At 71.3% G+C, this 17,236-nt stretch carries 16 protein-coding genes; 8 read left to right on the plus strand and 8 right to left on the minus strand.

The annotated features are described in order from the left end of the window. The first annotated feature begins 10 nt into the window (after window positions 1-10). Entirely contained in the window at window positions 11-1,030 is a 1,020-nt protein-coding gene (locus DFP74_RS07815) for an ABC transporter substrate-binding protein (RefSeq protein ID WP_121181084.1), read from the plus strand. Then, window positions 1,020-2,591: a (2,3-dihydroxybenzoyl)adenylate synthase gene (locus DFP74_RS07820; RefSeq protein ID WP_121181085.1), complete on the plus strand. Its 1,572-nt coding sequence runs from the start codon at window positions 1,020-1,022 to the stop codon at window positions 2,589-2,591. Before DFP74_RS07815 ends, DFP74_RS07820 begins: the two co-directional genes overlap by 11 nt. 197 nt (window positions 2,592-2,788) lie before the next feature. On the opposite strand, the gene DFP74_RS07825 is transcribed toward DFP74_RS07820, so the two are convergent. Next, window positions 2,789-4,087 (minus strand): salicylate synthase, encoded by a 1,299-nt coding sequence (locus tag DFP74_RS07825; RefSeq protein ID WP_233570857.1) that lies wholly within the window; start codon window positions 4,085-4,087, stop codon window positions 2,789-2,791. A 176-nt stretch (window positions 4,088-4,263) separates the two neighbouring features. Between DFP74_RS07825 and DFP74_RS07830 the strand changes: the two genes are divergently transcribed. Next, window positions 4,264-4,944, plus strand: coding sequence for an SUKH-4 family immunity protein (locus DFP74_RS07830; protein ID WP_158612978.1), 681 nt, complete (start codon window positions 4,264-4,266; stop codon window positions 4,942-4,944). Window positions 4,945-5,131: 187 nt separating this feature from the next. On the opposite strand, the gene DFP74_RS07835 is transcribed toward DFP74_RS07830, so the two are convergent. The 3 genes from DFP74_RS07835 to DFP74_RS07840 all read right to left on the minus strand — a co-directional run bounded on the left by DFP74_RS07835 (window position 5,132) and on the right by DFP74_RS07840 (window position 6,210). Next, a complete protein-coding gene (locus DFP74_RS07835; RefSeq protein WP_121181087.1) occupies window positions 5,132-5,548 on the minus strand; it encodes a TIGR03668 family PPOX class F420-dependent oxidoreductase in 417 nt (138 codons plus the stop codon). Continuing rightward, window positions 5,545-5,688, minus strand: a complete 144-nt coding sequence (locus tag DFP74_RS33475) for a hypothetical protein (protein WP_158612979.1) — start codon at window positions 5,686-5,688, stop codon at window positions 5,545-5,547. The genes DFP74_RS07835 and DFP74_RS33475 overlap by 4 nt, the downstream gene beginning before the upstream one ends. Window positions 5,689-5,967: 279 nt before the next feature. After that, the gene (locus tag DFP74_RS07840) at window positions 5,968-6,210 is read right to left on the minus strand and encodes a hypothetical protein (RefSeq protein ID WP_121181088.1); all 243 of its coding nucleotides are present in this window, start codon (window positions 6,208-6,210) and stop codon (window positions 5,968-5,970) included. Between the two features lie 96 nt (window positions 6,211-6,306). Here DFP74_RS07840 and DFP74_RS07845 point away from each other — a divergent pair, with 96 nt between their 5' ends. Next, window positions 6,307-6,876, plus strand: coding sequence for a TetR/AcrR family transcriptional regulator (locus DFP74_RS07845; RefSeq protein WP_121181089.1), 570 nt, complete (start codon window positions 6,307-6,309; stop codon window positions 6,874-6,876). A gap of 161 nt (window positions 6,877-7,037) precedes the next feature. On the opposite strand, the gene DFP74_RS07850 is transcribed toward DFP74_RS07845, so the two are convergent. From DFP74_RS07850 to DFP74_RS07860, 3 genes are all read right to left on the minus strand, one after another. Next, window positions 7,038-8,141 (minus strand): IS630 family transposase, encoded by a 1,104-nt coding sequence (locus DFP74_RS07850; RefSeq protein ID WP_121180134.1) that lies wholly within the window; start codon window positions 8,139-8,141, stop codon window positions 7,038-7,040. A 64-nt stretch (window positions 8,142-8,205) separates the two neighbouring features. After that, window positions 8,206-9,105: a transposase gene (locus DFP74_RS07855; protein WP_121180343.1), complete on the minus strand. Its 900-nt coding sequence runs from the start codon at window positions 9,103-9,105 to the stop codon at window positions 8,206-8,208. A 119-nt stretch (window positions 9,106-9,224) separates the two neighbouring features. After that, window positions 9,225-11,117 (minus strand): NAD-binding protein, encoded by a 1,893-nt coding sequence (locus DFP74_RS07860; RefSeq protein ID WP_121181090.1) that lies wholly within the window; start codon window positions 11,115-11,117, stop codon window positions 9,225-9,227. A 297-nt stretch (window positions 11,118-11,414) separates the two neighbouring features. On the opposite strand from DFP74_RS07860, the gene DFP74_RS07865 reads away from it, so the two are divergent. From DFP74_RS07865 to DFP74_RS07880, 4 genes are all read left to right on the plus strand, one after another. After that, window positions 11,415-11,888, plus strand: a complete 474-nt coding sequence (locus DFP74_RS07865) for a helix-turn-helix transcriptional regulator (protein WP_121181091.1) — start codon at window positions 11,415-11,417, stop codon at window positions 11,886-11,888. A 5-nt stretch (window positions 11,889-11,893) separates the two neighbouring features. Then, a complete protein-coding gene (locus tag DFP74_RS07870) occupies window positions 11,894-12,304 on the plus strand; it encodes a VOC family protein (RefSeq protein ID WP_121181092.1) in 411 nt (136 codons plus the stop codon). A gap of 148 nt (window positions 12,305-12,452) precedes the next feature. Further along, complete coding sequence (locus DFP74_RS07875) at window positions 12,453-14,852, plus strand: excinuclease ABC subunit UvrA (protein WP_121181093.1); 2,400 nt, start codon at window positions 12,453-12,455, stop codon at window positions 14,850-14,852. A 249-nt stretch (window positions 14,853-15,101) separates the two neighbouring features. Continuing rightward, window positions 15,102-16,670, plus strand: coding sequence for an FAD-binding oxidoreductase (locus DFP74_RS07880; RefSeq protein ID WP_121181094.1), 1,569 nt, complete (start codon window positions 15,102-15,104; stop codon window positions 16,668-16,670). On the opposite strand, the gene DFP74_RS07885 is transcribed toward DFP74_RS07880, so the two are convergent. Then, window positions 16,665-17,024, minus strand: a complete 360-nt coding sequence (locus DFP74_RS07885; protein ID WP_121181095.1) for a hypothetical protein — start codon at window positions 17,022-17,024, stop codon at window positions 16,665-16,667. The genes DFP74_RS07880 and DFP74_RS07885 overlap by 6 nt on opposite strands. Between the last annotated feature and the right edge of the window lie 212 nt (window positions 17,025-17,236).

Raw genomic sequence — 17,236 nt, forward strand, 5'->3', positions numbered from 1 at the left:
AAGAACGCACATGCGCATCCTCACCACCACGGCGCGCCGCCACCCGGCCGCCGTCGCCGCCACGGGCGCGACCCTGGCCGTCCTCCTCGCGGGTTGCGGCTCGACCGCGCCGACCACGTCCGCCGACGAGGAGTCCGGCTCCGGCGAGGGCTGGGAGTACACCGACGACAGCGGCCAGACCATCTCGCTGGACGCGCCGCCGGAGAACGTCGTCGTCCAGGTGAACGCCGCCGCGGCCCTGGTCGACCTGGGCTTCGAGCCGACCGCCGTGTTCGGCCCGCGCGAGCTGGCCGACGGCGAACCCGACCCCCAGGCGGGCGACGTCGACCCCGAGACCCCGTCGGTGGGCACCGAGTGGGGCGAGTTCGACATGGAGAGCTACCTGGCCCTGGAGCCGGACCTGGTCGTCACGATCGCCTACGGCGACGCGCTCTGGTACGTGCCCGAGGAGTCCACCGACCAGATCGAGGACGCCGCTCCCATCCTGGCCGTCCAGCTGGAGGGCGTGCCCGCCGACGAGGCCGTCCAGAAGTTCACCGACCTGGCCGCCGCGCTGGGCGCCGACGTGGAGTCCGAGGCCGTCACCGCGGCCCAGGAGGACTTCGACGCCGCCTCCGCCGAGCTCGCCGAGGCCACCGAGGCCAACCCCGACGTGTCCGTCATGGCCACCAACACCACCGCCGACCTCATGAACGTCGCCAAGCCCGGCTTCTTCAGCGACCTGTCCTACTTCCAGGCGCAGGGCGTGGACTTCGTGGAGCCCGACGGCGGCGAGGCCCCCAACTGGCACGACCTGAGCTGGGAGCAGGCCTCCACCTACGAGGCGGACGTCATCCTCGCCGACACCCGTCCCAACTCGCTGCCCGTCGACGACATGGCCGACATCCCCACCTGGGCCGAGCTGCCCGCCGTGCAGGCGGACCAGGTCGGTTCCTGGCACGCGGAGACCCCGATGTCGCACGCCAAGCTGGCGCCGGTGATCCGGGAGCTGGCCGAGCTGATCGAGGGCGCCGACCCCGATGTGGTCTGAGGAGTTCGCCGCGCGCTACCGCGAGCGCGGCTACTGGACCGGAACCACCCTCGGTGAGGTCCTGCGGGGTGCCGCCGCGCGGCACCCCGCCCGCACCGCGCTGGTCGACGGCGACACCCGGCTCACCTACGCGGAGCTGGACGCGCTGGCCGACCGCCGGGCGGCGGGACTGCACCGGGCGGGCCTGGCCGCGGGCGACAACGTCGTCGTCCAACTGGCCAACACCGCGGAGTTCCTCGTCACCACGTTCGCCCTGCTGCGCCTGGGCGCCCGGCCGGTGTACGCCCTCCCGGCGCACCGGCGCAGCGAGATCTCCTACCTCCTCGGGCACAGCGGCGCGACGGCGTACGTCATCCCGGACCGGCACGCGGGGTTCGACTTCCGCGTGCTGGCCGAGGAGGTGGCGGACGCCTCCGTGCGGGTCCTGGTCGACGGCGACCCCGGCCCGTACACCGCGCTGGCCGACGTCGACGCCGACCCGGTCGACCTGCCCGAACCCGAGCCGTCCTCGGTGGCGCTGTTCCTGCTCTCGGGCGGCACCACCGGGCTGCCCAAGCTGATCCCGCGCACCCACGACGACTACGCGTACAACCTGCGCGCCAGCGCCGAGGTCTGCGAGCTGGGCGCGGACACCGTCTACCTGGCGGCGCTGCCGGTGTCGCACAACTTCGCGCTGGCGTGCCCGGGGGTCCTGGGGACGCTGCACGCGGGCGGGACGGTCGTGATGGCGCCGAGCCCCAGCCCCGCGGACGCCTTCGCCCTCATCGAGCGCGAGGGGGTGACCGTCACCGCCCTGGTGCCGTCGCTGGCCCTGTTGTGGCTGGAGGCGGTCAAGGTGGTCCGCCGCGACCTGTCCAGCCTGCGGCTGCTCCAGGTGGGCGGGGCACGGCTGGCCGAGGAGCCGGCCCGGCGGATCCGGCCCGAACTGGGCTGCGCCCTCCAACAGGTGTTCGGCATGGCCGAGGGACTGCTGAACTACACGCGCCTGGACGACCCCGAGGACGTGGTCGCCACCACCCAGGGGCGCCCGCTGTGCGAGGACGACGAGATCCGCGTCGTGGACGCGGAGGGCGCGGAGGTGGCGCCCGGCGCGATCGGGGAGCTGCTGACCCGGGGGCCGTACACCCTGCGCGGCTACTACCGGGCCGAGGAGCACAACGCCCGGTCGTTCACACCGGACGGCTTCTACGTCACCGGTGACCTGGTCCGGCGGCTGCCGACCGGCCACCTGGTGGTGGAGGGGCGCGTCAAGGACGTCATCAACCGGGGCGGGGAGAAGGTGCCGACCGAGGAGGTCGAGGACCATCTGATGACCCACCCGGCGGTCCTGGAGGCCGCCCTGGCGGGTGTGCCCGACCCGATGCTCGGCGAGCGCGGCTGCGCGTTCCTGCGGGTGCGCGACGGCGCGGAGCCGCCCGCGCTCAGGGAGCTGACGGCGTACCTGCGCGAGCGCGGTCTGGCGGACTACAAGCTGCCCGACCGCGTGGAGGTGCGCGCCGAGTTCCCGTACACCGCGGTGGGCAAGGTGAACAAGAAGGCCCTCGTCGAGGGCCTGTCGTGAAGCGGCGCGCCCGGGGGCGGCCAGGGCGGTCCACCGCTCCGGCCGCCCCCGGGCGGTGCCCGGAGGGGCCGGTCCCGGCAGGTCGGGTCCCGGAGGGTCCGGCCCTGGCCGAACACGCCCCGGGACGCGCGCCGAGCCGCGTCCCGGGACGTGTCCGGCGGCCCTACGCCCTTGGGCGAGTGCCGCCGACACCCGCCCTAGACGGCGGCCTTCTGGCGGGCGCTGCGCACCACGTACGGGGCGACGCTGCCGAGCTTCTCGCAGGTCTCCTCGTACTCCCGCTCGGGCGTGGAGTCGGCGACCACGCCCGCTCCGGCGCGCAGCCAGGCGCGCTCCCCGCTGCGGTAGATCGCCCGCAGGACCAGCGCCGCGTCCAGGGCGCCGTCGGCGGAGGCCATGAGCACCGCGCCCGCGTACAGGTCGCGCGGCGTGTCCTCCAGTGCGGTGATCCGGTCGTAGGCGGGCGCCTTGGGGATGCCCGAGGCGGTGATCGCCGGGAACAGAGCGGCGAAGGCGTCGAAGGCGGACCGGCCCTCGGCCAGCCTGCCGCCCACCCGGGACCCGAGGTGCTGGACGCTGCCGCGCTCCTTGACCGCCATGAACTCGCTCACCGCGACACTGCCGGGTGCGCAGATCCCGTCCAGCTCGTCGCAGGCGAGCTTGACCGACGCGGCGTGCTCGAAGACCTCCTTGGGGTCGGTCTCCAGCTCCTGGCGGCGGGCGTCGTCGGCGGCGCCGCCGCCGGAGAAGGCGCGCGTGCCAGCCAACGGCTGCGTGCACACCCGGCCGTCGGCGGTGACCTCGGCGACGGTCTCGGGGCTGAACCCGGCCGCCTCCCGGCCGCCCAGGTTCAGCAGGAAGGAGCGGGCGGGGGTGTTGTGGCGTCTGCCCCGCAGGTACGTGGCGGGCAGGTCGACCTCGAAGGGGACGTCGACGGCCCGGGAGAGGATGACCTTGCCGAGCAGCCCCGCTCGGATATCGGCGACGGCCTTGGCCACGGCGGCCTGGTAGGCGTCGCGGCCGGCCTCGTGGCCGGTGTCGACGGGGGTGGCCTCGTCGGGGGCCCCGTGGTCCGGCGCGCACACCAGCGCGCGGACCTGGGCCAGCCGCTCCTCGTCCACGCTGCGGATCAGCACGGCGTCCGCGCTCAGCCGCACCTCGGTACGGGGGATGAACAGGTGGAGCAGGGGACCGGCCGGAGCGGGGCGCCCGGCCAGCGCGTAGGCGAGTTCGAAGGCAGCCCAGCCGAAGGCGTTCCAGCCGGAGACCCCCGCGCCCGCCAACCGCGCGCGCACGGCCTCCAGCGGGCGCTCGCCCCCGGCGCGCAGGCTGTCGGCGTCGGCCACCACCTCGGCCAGGCGGTCTCCGGCCAGCCACCAGCGGCCCTCGCGCTCGTAGACGACGTGGTCCTCGAACAGTCCCGAACCGGCCAGCCGCACGACGGCCGCCATCGGGTCGAATCGACCGGGGATCCTCAACTCGTGGTACTGGCGCACGCGACCTCTCCTGGCAAGCGACACGGAAGCGACAAGCTTCCTTAGGTTAGCCTTGCCTAATGTACAGCGCTCGGGGATCGATGAAAAGTGCCCAGCCCAGAGCGGTCGCGAAACCGTCACCCCCGCCCCGTAGCCTCCGTTCGGATACGGCATCCGACACCGAACGGCGGACGGCGATGAACGACCCGGACGAGCCCCTGCCCTCCTTCCTGTGGACCATCGGCACGGCCGACCCCCAACTGCTCGTCACGGCCAGCGCCGCACACGCCTGCGCCGTGGAGCGGTGGGAGGTCTGCGACTTCGACCGGACCGTGCTCGACCTGTACCGGACCCGCATGGACCCCTGGCACGCGCGCCACCTGTGGGCGGTCACCGGACCCGTGCGGGATCTGGCCTCGGGCGAGGACCGTGTGCACGTCCCGGGGACGGACGCCTGGGACGTTCCCGAGAGCGGGCGCCGCGCCCTGCGGACCTGCGGCCTACCGGCGTCCCTCTTCCACCACGGGTACGAAAGCTCGAGCACTCCGCGATGGGGGCCGGGGCCGCGCCACCTGGACTTCCACCTGCTCGCCGGTGACCAGGGCGGTCGCCCGTTCCGGGTCGAACGGGGCACGGGCCGGGTGGCGAACCTCTCCTCGGATCCGAACGAGGAACCGCTGGCCTCGTCGCTCGTGGCGTTCACGGAGATCGCCTGGCGCCGGTACCATCTGGCCCGGCTCCTCACCGAGGAAGGGCTGGACTCCGGCTGGGTCGGAGGCGAGCGAGAGCTCGTCACGGCCGACTTCGCCGACCTCGTGCGATGGATCGACCCGGAGTCGCGTTTCCCCGAGATATTCCCCCTGATCGACGACCTGTAGGACCGCCCGCCCGTCGGCTCCGCGCCACAGCCGCTCCGGGGACCCCACCTGTCCCGGCCGGGAGCGGAGTCTTCGGCTGGCGGTCCGTGACCGCCCTCGCTCCCGGCCCCGGACCGACCCGGGTACGGCCGCCACCCGGGCCCGTGGTGGTGTCCACCCCAGGGCAGGGCGGCCCCCGCCCGCCGGGTCACCGGAACGACCACCCCGACCAGTGCACGACGGTCACCAGGATGATCGCCCCGTCCGGCGGCGCCGCCGCGTACTGGGGGTAGCGCGCGATGAGGCGCTCACGCGCGTCGGACCAGGCCGGGCCCTCGTGCTCGACACGGGCGAACCCGTCGGCGCGCGCCCACCACAGGCGCTCCCAGTCGTCGCTGTACTCGTCGGTGAGCAGGGACACCCGGGGGTTCTCCGCGATGTTGCGGAGTCGGCGCAGCGCCCGGGAGCGCTTCGGCTTGTCGTCGACGGCGATGGCGACCGTGTCCGCGTGGGCGGCGAACGTCACCGGCACCAGGTGCGGGCGTCCGAGGGCGTCGACCGTGGCGAGCCTGGCCACACGGCTCGCCGCGAACCGCTCCCGTGCCCGTTCGACGTTCCACCTCATGACCGCCCTCCTCGGCTCCCGGTCCGGCCGGCCTCGACGCGCTCCCCCTGGGTCGTCTCGACCACGACGGGGATCATTCCGGGGATCTCTCCCTCCAGCCGCGCGACCAGGTCGTCGATGGGCGGGAGGTCCCCGGGCACAGGTCCACACCGTCCGCCAGATCGTCCAGCGACCGGCGCTGGTCGACAGGGAGGACGTGACGGAGGATTCCGCTTCGCATGGGCCGAGTATCGCCCGCCGGGCGGCTCGGCGGGCGGGCGACACGACGGGCCGATCCGTCCTCGTCGCAGGTGGGAGCCGGGGCCGGCCCGGAGCCCGGTCGGCCGCCCCGGAGGCCGACCGGGCGGGATCGCGTGCGGGCGGGCCCGGCCCGCGGCGGCGTTCGCACGGTGGAGGGCCCCCGGACGGAGCGAGCGCGGTCAGCGGACTCCGCCGGGCTTGCGCATCGGCCGCGGACGCGGAGCCGAACGGGGCCGCTCCGGCCGGCCGCGGCGCTCGTGGCGCACCGGCGGCACGACGGGCGCGCCGACCCGGGGCAGTGCGGTCGGCAGCGCGGGGTCGGGGCGGCCGAGCTCAGGCAGGCCGAGGCCGGGGAGGTCGAGGCCGGGGAGGTCGAGGCCGGGGAGGTCGAGGGAGAGGGTGAAGGTACGGGTGTTTCGCACAGGTGGCTCCTGATCACTATAGTTGTAGTACTTCGAATGACGTGGTGAGAACGTAGTACTACACTCATAGTGGTGTCAACCCCGAGGAGCCCCTGCATGCGGAAGAACCCCGAGCGCCGCGCGTCCCTGCTGGACGCCGCCATCGAAGTCCTCGCTCGTGAGGGCATGCGCGGCCTGACCTTCCGCGCCGTGGACACCGAAGCCGGTGTCCCGGGCGGGACGGCGTCCAACTACTTCGCCAACCGCGACGCCCTGCTCACCCAGATCGGCCACCGCTTCTACGAGCGCCTGGAACCCACCGCCGCCGTCATCGCCCTGGCGCAGGAGGGCCCGCGCGACCGCGCCACGGTCACCGCCCTCATGCACGAACTGGTCGAGCGGCTCACCTCCTTCCGCTCCGGCTACCTGGCGCTGATCGAACTGCGTCTGGAGGCGACACGCCGCCCCGAGCTGCGCCGCCTGCTCACCGAGCGCATCCGCGCCGACATCGACGCCAACATCGACTTCCACCTGGAGTCGGGGCTCCCCGGGGACAGGACCACCGTCCTCCAGCTCGTCCTGTCCCTCAACTGGCTGATCCTGGAGCGGATCACCCTGCCCGACGTCTACCCCGAGGAGCAGGTCCACGACCTGGTGACCGACCTCGTCGAGCGCGCCATGCCCTAGGCCGTGTTCTTTGCAGCATTCCGGGCTCGCGGCCGCCAGGACCGCCTCTCGCGGCGCCTCTGCGCTCGTCAAGCACCACCAGGCTGAACTTCGCACATCGTCTGGCGAGAGACGTTCCTGACGACCGCGAGCTCACCCGAAAGCCTGCAGAAAAACACGCCCTAGTGTTCTGATTGGTTAGTTCGCTTGCTGATGCGTTGGCAGTACGAGGCGAGGGATTCGAGGATCTCCTCTGCGGTCTTGGTCCACACATAGGGTCGGGGATTCTCGTTCCAGGACGCGGCCCAGGCGCGGATGTCCTTCTCCAGGGCCTGGACGCTGCGATGGGTACCGCGGCGGATCAGCCGGTTGGTGATCTCGGCGAACCACCGCTCGACCAGGTTCAGCCAGGAGGAACTGGTCGGGATGAAGTGCAGGTGGAACCGGGGATGGCGGACCAGCCACCGCCGGACCTCGGCCGTCTTGTGGGTGGCGTAGTTGTCCAGGATCAGGTGCACCTGCAGGTCCGCGGGGACCTCGCGGTCGATCTTGGCCAGGAACTTCTTGAACTCGATGGCGCGGTGGCGGCGGTGGATGGAGGTGATCACCTGGCCCGTGGCGGTGTCCAGCGCGGCGAACAGGCTGGTCACCCCGGCACGCACGTAGTCATGGGTGGCCCGCTCGGGGGTGCCGGGCATCATCGGCAGCACCGGTTGGGTGCGGTTGAGCGCCTGGATCTGGGACTTCTCGTCCACGCACAGAGCCACCGCCCGTTCAGGCGGGTCCAGGTAGAGGCCCACCACGTCGCGGACCTTGTCGATGAAGAACGGGTCGGTGGAGATCTTGAACGACTCCTGCCGGTGGGGCTGCAGGCCGAAGGCGTTCCAGATGCGCCACACCGCGTTCTGGGTCATGCCGGTGTGCTCGGCCATGGAGCGCGTGGACCAGTGGGTGTCAGGGGCGGGTGTGCTCTCCAGGGTCGCGGCCACCACCGCCTCGACCTGGGCATCGGTGATCGTGCGCGGTCGTCCCGGCCTTGGTTCGTCGGTCAGGCCGTCCAAGCGGTGCGCGATGAAGCGCTGGCGCCACTTGGTCACCGTGGGCGCAGATACCCCGACCTCGCGGCGGACCTGGGCGTTGGACAGGCCCTGGGCGCAGGCGAGCACGATCCGCGCCCGCAGGGCCAGGTCCTGTGCGGTCTTGCGTCGTCTGATCCACCGCTGGAGCTCGGCGCGTTCTTCATCGCTCAGCTCCAGCGGCGGCAGCTTCGGTCCAGGAGCACTCATCCCACAACCATAAACGAAATAACCAATCAGGACACTAGATCGTTGATGGGAAAATGTGTCCTGGTCAGTGGTCGTAAGCCACCAGCGACCGCTTGATGGGGGCTCCGATCTGCCAGTTGTGCCAGATCGCGGCGTTCAGAGCCAGGATCCTCTGACACACCCGAGCCCAGAGCCCTTCGGTGGTGCGGGCGTTGTGGCGCTCCAACCCCAGCTGGTTCTTCAGCGTCCAGATGATGGCTTCGATGCGCTGGCGCAGCCAGCCCGGGAACACCCGGGCCCTGTCCTTGGGCTCGTCCTTGCGCCGGGGCCGGATGAGCACGTGCCCCAGATCGGTGGCGGCCTGCTCGATTCCGGCCCCGGCGAAGCCCTTGTCGCACACGATCGGGCACGGCCCCGGGGCGCACTCCTGGGCGTGGAGCAGGTGCAGCGCTTGTTTGCGCTCGTCCAGCTCTTTGGGGTGGGCCAGGGAGAAGGCCGTCACGGTGCCCTCGGCGGTGGTGACGAGCACGAGCTTGGACCCCCAGTAGAACCGGTGGTGGGAGGCATCACGCCCGTAGCCGCACATTTCGCCCAGACCGGAGCGTTCCACGGTGGTGCGCGAGGCCCCGCACGGCACGGGGGTGCCGTCCATCAGCCGCAGGTTGTCGTGCCAGGTCGGGGTGTGGCGGGCCAGCCATCCGATGGCGGTGAGCATGTGCGGGGCCAGGCGGGCCAGGTGCCGGTTGTACTCGGACTGGCCGGGCAGGCGGGGAAAGAGGTGGCCGATCCGAGCCGGGGCCACCCGTAGCCAGCGGCGTTCGTCGTCGCAGCGCAGCAGGACCTGGGCCACGGCCACACAGATCAGCTCCGCGTCGGTGAGCAGGCGCGGCCGGCCTGGTCCGCGGGCTTGCTTGGCAGAAGGGATCACATCGTCGTCCAGGTGGACGTAGAGTGCTGTCAGAAGGGCGTCAAGGTCAGTCTTCACACACCGATCTTCGACGCCCTTCCCTGTGTCCGCAGGGGTTTCAGGAATTTCCCATCAACGATCTAGACCGTTCCTCGCGCCGCACCCCGGGCCCGGTCAGTCCCCGGCCAGGGGCCCGGTCAGTCCTCGGCCAGCACGATGACGCTGTCACCCGGGGCGAACCGGAGCCGCTCGCGCTTGTCCGGGTTGAGGACGATGCCGAAGTCCTCCTCCCCCGACCGCTCCTGGATCCGGTAGCCGATGGCCGTGTGGCCCTGCCGCCGGGCCGACTCCAGCACCGTGTAGAAGTCCATCACCGCACCGGGCCGGACGTAGTCCTCCACGGGCTTGAGGTAGATCTCCGAGCCCTCCGGATCGAGGAGGTCGTCGAACACCGCGCTCAGGTGCCGGTTCTCCGAGATCTGGGTCATCAGCAGACTGATCAGCTTCCCGCTGACGATGAAGTCGTCCGTCTGGGTGATCTGGGCGAGCTCGCGGTTGTGGTCGTCGCGCATCTCGGTGACCACCGAGTACCGCTCGCCGCGGCGCTCGGCCAGGTCGCGCAGGTGCAGCAGCGCCACCAGCGTCCGGGCGTCGGCCGCCTGGAGTTCGAGATGGTCGTAGGTCAGCACGATGACGTGCTGGTAGTGGGAGAAGTCGACCCGTTCGAGGAAGCCGCGGTCGGTGGTGTCGGCCTCGGCGAAGACCACCTTGGTGTGGCGCAGCCCCGACTGGAGGTCGTCGACCGTCTCGCGCACGTCCGACCGCTCCGCCGCGACGTGGATCGTCGACCCCGGGGAGAGGTAGTCGTCCAGCAGCTCGATCATCCGCTCGGCGCGCTCGTTCCAGCCCATGACCAGGATCTGGCGCGGGGCGGTCCGCTTGGCGCGCGGCCGCACGATCGCCTCCTCCACGATCCCGGACGGGCGCCCGCCCAGCCGGATCGTGCTGTCGTCCTCCGCGATGACCACGAGCGCGTCGCCCGGTCCGATCACCGTGTCCATCGGCGGATTGACGACCGTGCGGCCGTCGGCCGACCGCAGGCCCAGGACACTGGAGGTCTGGTAGGAGAACAGCGCGCGGGCGAAGGTGCGTCCGACCAGCGCGGGCTCCTCGACCATGTACATCTCGTCGCCCCCGAAGTCGAACAGGTCGGTGTAGACCGCCGACAGGCCCGACTGGAGCGCCGTCTGCACGACCAGGCGGGAGGTGATGTCGCCCGCGTCCACGACGTGCGCACCCCGGCCCCCGGCCAGCTGCGCCGCCCGCAGGCTCTGCGACTCGTTGACCGCCGCGACGACGTTCGCCGAACCGCCGTGGGCCGACGACCGGTGGGCGAGGGCGAGCAGGGTCTTGACGACCTCGTGGTCGGGCTCCTCCGGGCCGGTGGGCACGACGATGACCGAGCGGGCCTGGTCGGGGTTGGCGATGCCGAGGTCGTGCGGGTTGAGCAGGCTCCCGGTCCGGCAGATCACCTTCGTGGTCCCCGTCCGGGGGAACCGCTCACGGATCTCGTCCTCCATCTCGACCTTGTCCCGGTCCGCCAGCACGACCACGGTCGCGCGCCGCTCGCTCTCGTTGGCCTGGATCAGCTCGTTGAGCATGATGAAGACCTGCTCGGACCAGCCGAGCAGCACGGTGTGGCCCTGTTCGAGCACACGCGAGCGGCCCTTGCGGAGTTCGGTGATCTTGTTGTCCAGGCCGCTGGCGATGACGCCGACCAGCGCGCTGAACACGAGGACGCCGCCGAGGGTGGCCACCAGCATCAACGCGACGAAGGGCACGTTGGAGGTGTCGTCGCCGCCGATCACGCCGGGGTCGGTGACCCGCACGAAGGTCATCCACAGCGTCTCGAGGAAGCCCTTGCCCTCCAGCGCGCCGTCCCTGGGCACGAACAGCCACGTGGCGACCCCGAACGCGGCGACCATCGAGACCAGAACGACGGCGAGCCAGCCGATCAGCGCGGGCGTTCCCCGGGACATTGTTCCGTCGAACCAGTAACGGAGCCGTTCCCGACCCGTGACTCTGGGCATACCGGATCCCCCATGACAGTGGTGCGGACGGACCGGGGTGGGCACCGAGTGTCAGGGGCGCCTCGAAAGAGCGCGATCCCGGAACAGGGGACTTTACCCCCACCGTCGGACATTGTCCGCATCGCACGTGCCCCTCCGGCCGCATCAGGCGTGTGCGGTGCGCATCCCGGCCCACGTCCCGACTCGCGCCCCGACCCGCGCGCCCTGCCGCCCGCACCGCTCGCGCGGGCCCCGCTCCGTCGGCGCGTGCGCGCCCTGTCGTTCCTTGACCGCCCCTCGAACATGTCGCCCTGGCCAATGTCGGTGGGACGTGGCACGATCACGCACGTGACCACCTCCGCGACACAGCACCTGAGTGATCTGGCCCGGTTGCGGCGTGTGCGCGACCGGATCGACCGGGAGTACGCGCTGCCGTTGGACGTGGAGGCGCTGGCGCGGGGTGTGAGCATGTCGGCGGGGCACCTGAGCCGGCGGTTCCGGCAGGCCTATGGAGAGTCGCCGTACTCGTACCTGATGACGCGGCGGATCGAGCGGGCGATGGCCCTGCTGCGCCGGGGGGACCTGAGCGTCACCGAGGTGTGCTTCGAGGTGGGCTGTTCGTCGCTGGGCACCTTCAGCACCCGTTTCACCGAGCTGGTGGGCATGCCGCCCAGCGTGTACCGGCGCGAGGCCGAGCGGGCGACGGAGGGGATGCCCTCGTGCGTGGCCAAACAGGTCACCCGACCGGTCAGGAATCGAGAAGCGCCGGCCCAGGGCCCGAGCCTAGATTGACTCACATGGACATCACGATTCACCAGAGCTTCCTTCCGCACACCGATCCCGACGCCTCGCTGGCCTTCTACCGCGACACGCTCGGCTTCGAGGTCAGGGCCGACGTCGGCTACGGCGACATGCGCTGGATCACGGTCGGCCCCGCCGACCAGCCCAGCACGTCCATCGTGCTGGAGCCGCCCGCCGCGGACCCCGGCGTCACCGACGACGAGCGCCGCACCATCGCCGAGATGATGGCCAAGGGCACCTACTCCGGCGTCAACCTGGCCACCCCCGACCTCGACGCCGCCTTCGCGCGGCTGCGGTCGAGCGGTGCCGAGGTGATCCAGGAACCCGTCGACCAGCCGTACGGCGTCCGCGACTGCGCCCTGCGCGACCCCGCGGGCAACATGATCCGGATCCAGGAACTGCGCTGAGCCGCTTCCGCTTCCGCGTCCGCCCCGCCGCAGACCGCGGTCGGCACCGCGTACCGCGCGCGCCGCGTTCCTACACGTGCCCCTGGTCCTGCACCAGAGGCGACCTTCCGGGTCACCGACCCTTCCCGCCCTCACAAACGGAGACACGATGAGCATGGCCACGGGGAACGACGCTTCGTCGCCCGCACAGCACGAGGCCGACAGCCACGACCTCATCCGCGTGTACGGCGCACGTGTGAACAACCTCAAGGACATCAGCGTCGAGATCCCGAAGCGGCGGCTGACGGTGTTCACCGGCGTCTCCGGCTCGGGCAAGAGCTCGCTGGTCTTCGGGACGATCGCCGCGGAGTCGCAGCGGCTGATCAACGAGACCTACAGCACCTTCGTGCAGGGCTTCATGCCGACGATGGCCCGCCCCGAGGTGGACGTCCTCGACGGGATCACGACCGCGATCCTCGTCGACCAGGAGCGGATGGGCGCCGACCCCCGCTCCACCGTCGGCACCGCCACCGACGCCAACGTGATGCTGCGCATCCTCTACAGCCGGGTCGGGCAGCCGCACATCGGCTCGCCCCAGGCCTTCTCGTTCAACGTCGCCTCCATCAGCGGATCGGGCGCGGTCACCCTGGAGCGCGGCGGGCAGACCACCAAGGAGCGGCGCAGCTTCAGCGTCACCGGCGGCATGTGCCCGCGCTGTGAGGGGCGCGGCAAGATCAACGACATCGACCTCACCCAGCTCTACGACGACTCCAAGTCGCTGAGCGAGGGCGCGTTCACCATCCCCGGATGGAAGTCGGACAGCCTGTGGACGGTGAAGGTCTACGCGCAGTCGGGCTTCGTCGACCCGGACAAGCCGATCCGCGAGTACACGAAGCGGGAGATGCGGGACTTCCTGTACCACGACCCGGTCAAGGTCAAGGTCGAGGGCGTCAACCTCACCTACGAAGGGCTCATCCCCAAGATCCGCAAGTCGTTCCTGGCCAAGGACCGCGAGGCGATGCAGCCGCACATCCGGGCGTTCGTGGACCGGGCGGTCACCTTCACGACCTGCCCCGACTGCGACGGCACCCGGCTCAGCGAGGCCGCGCGCTCCTCGAAGATCGCGGGCGTCAGCATCGCCGACGCCTGCGCGATGCAGATCAGCGACCTCGCCGACTGGGTGCGCGGACTCCAGGACCAGGAGCGGGGGGTCGCTCCGCTGCTCGACAAGCTCGGCCACACTCTCGACTCGTTCGTGGAGATCGGACTGGGCTACCTCTCGCTCGACCGGCCGGCGGGCACGCTCTCCGGCGGCGAGGCGCAGCGCGTCAAGATGATCCGCCACCTGGGGTCGTCGCTGACCGACGTCACCTACGTCTTCGACGAGCCCACCATCGGCCTGCACCCGCACGACATCCAGCGGATGAACAACCTGCTCCTGCGGCTGCGGGACAAGGGCAACACGGTGCTCGTCGTGGAGCACAAGCCGGAGACGATCGCGATCGCCGACCACGTCGTCGACCTCGGACCGCGCGCCGGGACCGAGGGCGGCACCGTCTGCTTCGAGGGCACCGTCGAGGGGCTGCGGGGCAGCGACACCCTGACCGGCCACCACCTCGACGACCGCGCCCGGCTCAAGGACGGCGTCCGCACACCGACCGACGCTCTGGAGGTCCGCGGCGCGACGGCGCACAACCTGCGCGAGGTCGATGTCGATATCCCGCTCGGCGTGCTGACCGTCATCACCGGCGTCGCCGGCTCCGGCAAGAGCTCGCTCGTCCACGGGTCGATCCCCGCCGGCGAGGGCGTCGTGGCGATCGACCAGACCGCGATCCGCGGTTCACGGCGCAGCAACCCGGCCACCTACACCAAGCTGCTGGACCCGATCCGCAAGGCGTTCGCCAAGGCCAACGGCGTCAAGCCCGCGCTGTTCAGCGCCAACTCCGAGGGCGCCTGCCCGAACTGCAACGGCGCCGGGGTCATCTACACCGACCTGGGGATCATGGCCGGTGTCGCCACCACATGCGAGGAGTGCGAGGGCAAGCGGTTCCAGGCCTCCGTGCTGGAGCACCGCCTGGGCGGCCGCGACATCAGCGAGGTGCTCGCGATGTCGGTGGCGGAGGCCGAGGAGTTCTTCGGCGAGGGCGAGGCGCGCACGCCGGCCGCGCACGCCGTCCTCAAGCGGCTCGACGACGTCGGCCTGGGCTACCTGCGCCTCGGACAGCCGCTCACCACGCTGTCCGGCGGCGAGCGCCAGCGGCTCAAGCTGGCCACCCACATGGCGGAGAAGGGCGGGGTGTACGTCCTGGACGAGCCGACCACCGGCCTGCACCTGGCCGACGTCGAGCACCTGCTCGCCCTGCTCGACCGGCTCGTCGACTCCGGCAAGTCCGTGATCGTCATCGAGCACCACCAGGCGGTCATGGCGCACGCCGACTGGATCATCGACCTCGGTCCGGGCGCCGGCCACGACGGCGGCCGCATCGTCTTCGAGGGCACGCCGGCCGACCTCGTCGCCGCCCGCTCGACCCTCACCGGCGAGCACCTGGCGGAGTACGTGGGCACCTGACCCGGACGAGGGCGGCCGGTCGGGACGAGGGGCGGCCGGCGGGAGCCCGGCCGGTCGCCCCGAGTACACGCGGCGGCCCCTGGCCTGTCCCGGCAGGGGCCGACTTCACGGCGGCGGACCGGTTTCGGCGCGACACTCGAAGCCGTGACCAGGGTCCATAACCGACAGAAGTGACATGATCACTTTTCGCGTCCGGTCACGCCGGGTATCCAGCTGGAGTCCCGTTCCCTCCCAGGACAGGCGGCTCCGATGCCCCATGGCCACGGCATCCCTCCCACCACCACCGTCGCTCCCTCCGACAAGCGCTACGCCGCGCTCAGTCGGGGCTTCAACCAGCGCTGGATCGCCCGACCCGACTACGTCCGGCTGACGGGGTCGCCCGAAGGCGTCGCCCGCGCCCTGTCCGAAGCGGTCAACCAGGAGAGCGGGCACCCCGACCGCACCCGGATCACCGTGCGGTCGGGCGGCCACTGCTACGAGGACTTCGTGTGCGGCGACGACGTCCGCGTGATCCTCGACGTCAGCCCGATGTGCGGGATCTACTTCGACCCCGGTCTGGAGGCCTACTGCGTCGAGGCCGGGGCGACCAACTGGCACGCGTACAGCCACTTGTACCCGCTCAGCGGCAAGGCCCTGCCCGGCGGCTCCTGCTACTCCGTGGGCACCGGCGGCCACATCACCGGCGGCGGATTCGGCCTGCTCTCCCGGCAGCAGGGGCTCACCGTGGACTACCTCTACGCGGTGGAGGTCGCGGTGGTGCGCCCCGACCGGTCGGTCGAGCTCGTCCTGGCCACCCGCGACGACCCCGACCCCGACCGCCGCGACCTGTGGTGGGCGCACACCGGAGGCGGCGGCGGGAACTTCGGGGTCGTCACCCGCTTCTGGTTCCGCGACCTGCCCGAGCCTCCCTCGAAGGTGCTCCTGACCGCCCGCTCCTGGAAGTGGGCGGACTTCACCCAGGAGGAGTTCGCCAAGCTCGTCACGGCCTACGGCGAGTACTTCCGCGACCACCAGGACCCGGAGGAGGCGTCCGGGAAGCTGTTCGCGATGCTCAAGCTCAACCACATGAGCCACGGGGAGATCGGCCTCCTCGCCCAGGTCGACGACGACGATCCCCAGGGCGCGCAGGCCCTGGAGCACTTCCTCGACACCGTCGACGGCCGCATCCGGCCCACGTCCGGCCAGATGGCCGCACCCATGGGCGAGCACCCGCCGATCCAGGGCATGCGCACGCCGCGCACACTGCCCTGGCTGACCGCCACCCAGGCGATCAACGGCTCCGGCGAGAACCGCTGCGGCAAGTACAAGTCCGCCTACCTGCGCCGCCCCTTCAGCGCGGCGCAGATCCAGGCCATGTGGGACTACCTGGGCCAGAAGCACTACACCGACTACGTCAACAAGGAGGCGCTGATCCAGGTCGACTCCTACGGCGGCGCCGTCAACCGGCCGCCCCGGCCGACCGCCGTCCCCCAGCGCGACTCCATCCTCAAGCTGCAGTTCCAGGTCTACTGGAAGCGCATCGAGCAGGAGTCGGACGTGGAGCGGCACATCACGTGGATCCGCGACATCTACCGCAAGACCTTCGCCTCCACCGGAGGCGTCCCCGTGATCGGCGAGGCCACCGACGGCTGCTACATCAACTACCCGGACGCCGACCTCAACGACTCGTCCTGGAACAAGTCGCCCGACCGGTGGTCGAAGCTCTACTACAAGGACGCCTACCCGAGGCTGCAACGGGTGAAGAAGCGCTGGGACCCGCTCAACGTGTTCCACCACCGCCAGTCGGTGGAGCTCCCCTCCGGCCCCGAGTCCTCATGAGGCCCTCCTGTCCGGGGCGCTGTCGAGCCGGGTGCCCCGGACCAGCAGCCCGCACACGCCGACCACCACGGGAGCGGCCAGTGGCACCGCGGCGAGCACGACCGTGGTGGCCCGTTCCCGTCGGGCGAGTGCGCACTGTTCCCTGGTCCAGGAATTGAGCCGTTCGTTGCGGAACCGGGGGTCGTCCGGATGGAACACCACCGGGACCAGGGGATGGCAGGGGCTGCGCTCGTGTGAGCCCAGATGGTGGTCGGCCGGTGTCACGAGGAGCCCGAGTACGGCGGTCAATGAGAGGGCGGCGATGACCAGAGCTCCCACCACCGCGGTCCGGGTCCACCCGTCGGCACGTGGCACTTGCGCTCCGGGTGACCGCACGCCTGACCTCAGCCTTCGTCGAGGGTGTCGATCCGCCCGCGTCGCCGACGGATCCTTCGAAGATCCGATGCGCGAGGAGTCGTTCGGGTTCGGGCGGCATCGACACGTGCGCCCGTCGGCGCGGCGGGGGATCGGTGCCCTACCCGGCCGCCGAGCGTGGCGGACACATCCGCAAGGGGGAGCCCCCGGCC

Source organism: Nocardiopsis sp. Huas11, assembly GCF_003634495.1.
In the GTDB taxonomy this organism is placed as follows: domain Bacteria; phylum Actinomycetota; class Actinomycetes; order Streptosporangiales; family Streptosporangiaceae; genus Nocardiopsis.

What these genes read in the sequence shown, in the direction of transcription:
- DFP74_RS07820 (WP_121181085.1), top strand. Translation starts at nt 1,020, where the DNA reads ATGTGGTCTGAGGAGTTCGCCGCGCGCTACCGCGAGCGCGGCTACTGG.
- DFP74_RS07860 (WP_121181090.1), bottom strand. Translation starts at nt 11,117, where the DNA reads ATGCCCAGAGTCACGGGTCGGGAACGGCTCCGTTACTGGTTCGACGGA.
- DFP74_RS07815 (WP_121181084.1), top strand. Translation starts at nt 11, where the DNA reads ATGCGCATCCTCACCACCACGGCGCGCCGCCACCCGGCCGCCGTCGCC.
- DFP74_RS07870 (WP_121181092.1), top strand. Translation starts at nt 11,894, where the DNA reads ATGGACATCACGATTCACCAGAGCTTCCTTCCGCACACCGATCCCGAC.
- DFP74_RS07835 (WP_121181087.1), bottom strand. Translation starts at nt 5,548, where the DNA reads ATGAGGTGGAACGTCGAACGGGCACGGGAGCGGTTCGCGGCGAGCCGT.
- DFP74_RS07830 (WP_158612978.1), top strand. Translation starts at nt 4,264, where the DNA reads ATGAACGACCCGGACGAGCCCCTGCCCTCCTTCCTGTGGACCATCGGC.
- DFP74_RS07880 (WP_121181094.1), top strand. Translation starts at nt 15,102, where the DNA reads ATGCCCCATGGCCACGGCATCCCTCCCACCACCACCGTCGCTCCCTCC.
- DFP74_RS07850 (WP_121180134.1), bottom strand. Translation starts at nt 8,141, where the DNA reads ATGAGTGCTCCTGGACCGAAGCTGCCGCCGCTGGAGCTGAGCGATGAA.
- DFP74_RS07875 (WP_121181093.1), top strand. Translation starts at nt 12,453, where the DNA reads ATGAGCATGGCCACGGGGAACGACGCTTCGTCGCCCGCACAGCACGAG.
- DFP74_RS07865 (WP_121181091.1), top strand. Translation starts at nt 11,415, where the DNA reads ATGTCGGTGGGACGTGGCACGATCACGCACGTGACCACCTCCGCGACA.
- DFP74_RS07845 (WP_121181089.1), top strand. Translation starts at nt 6,307, where the DNA reads ATGCGGAAGAACCCCGAGCGCCGCGCGTCCCTGCTGGACGCCGCCATC.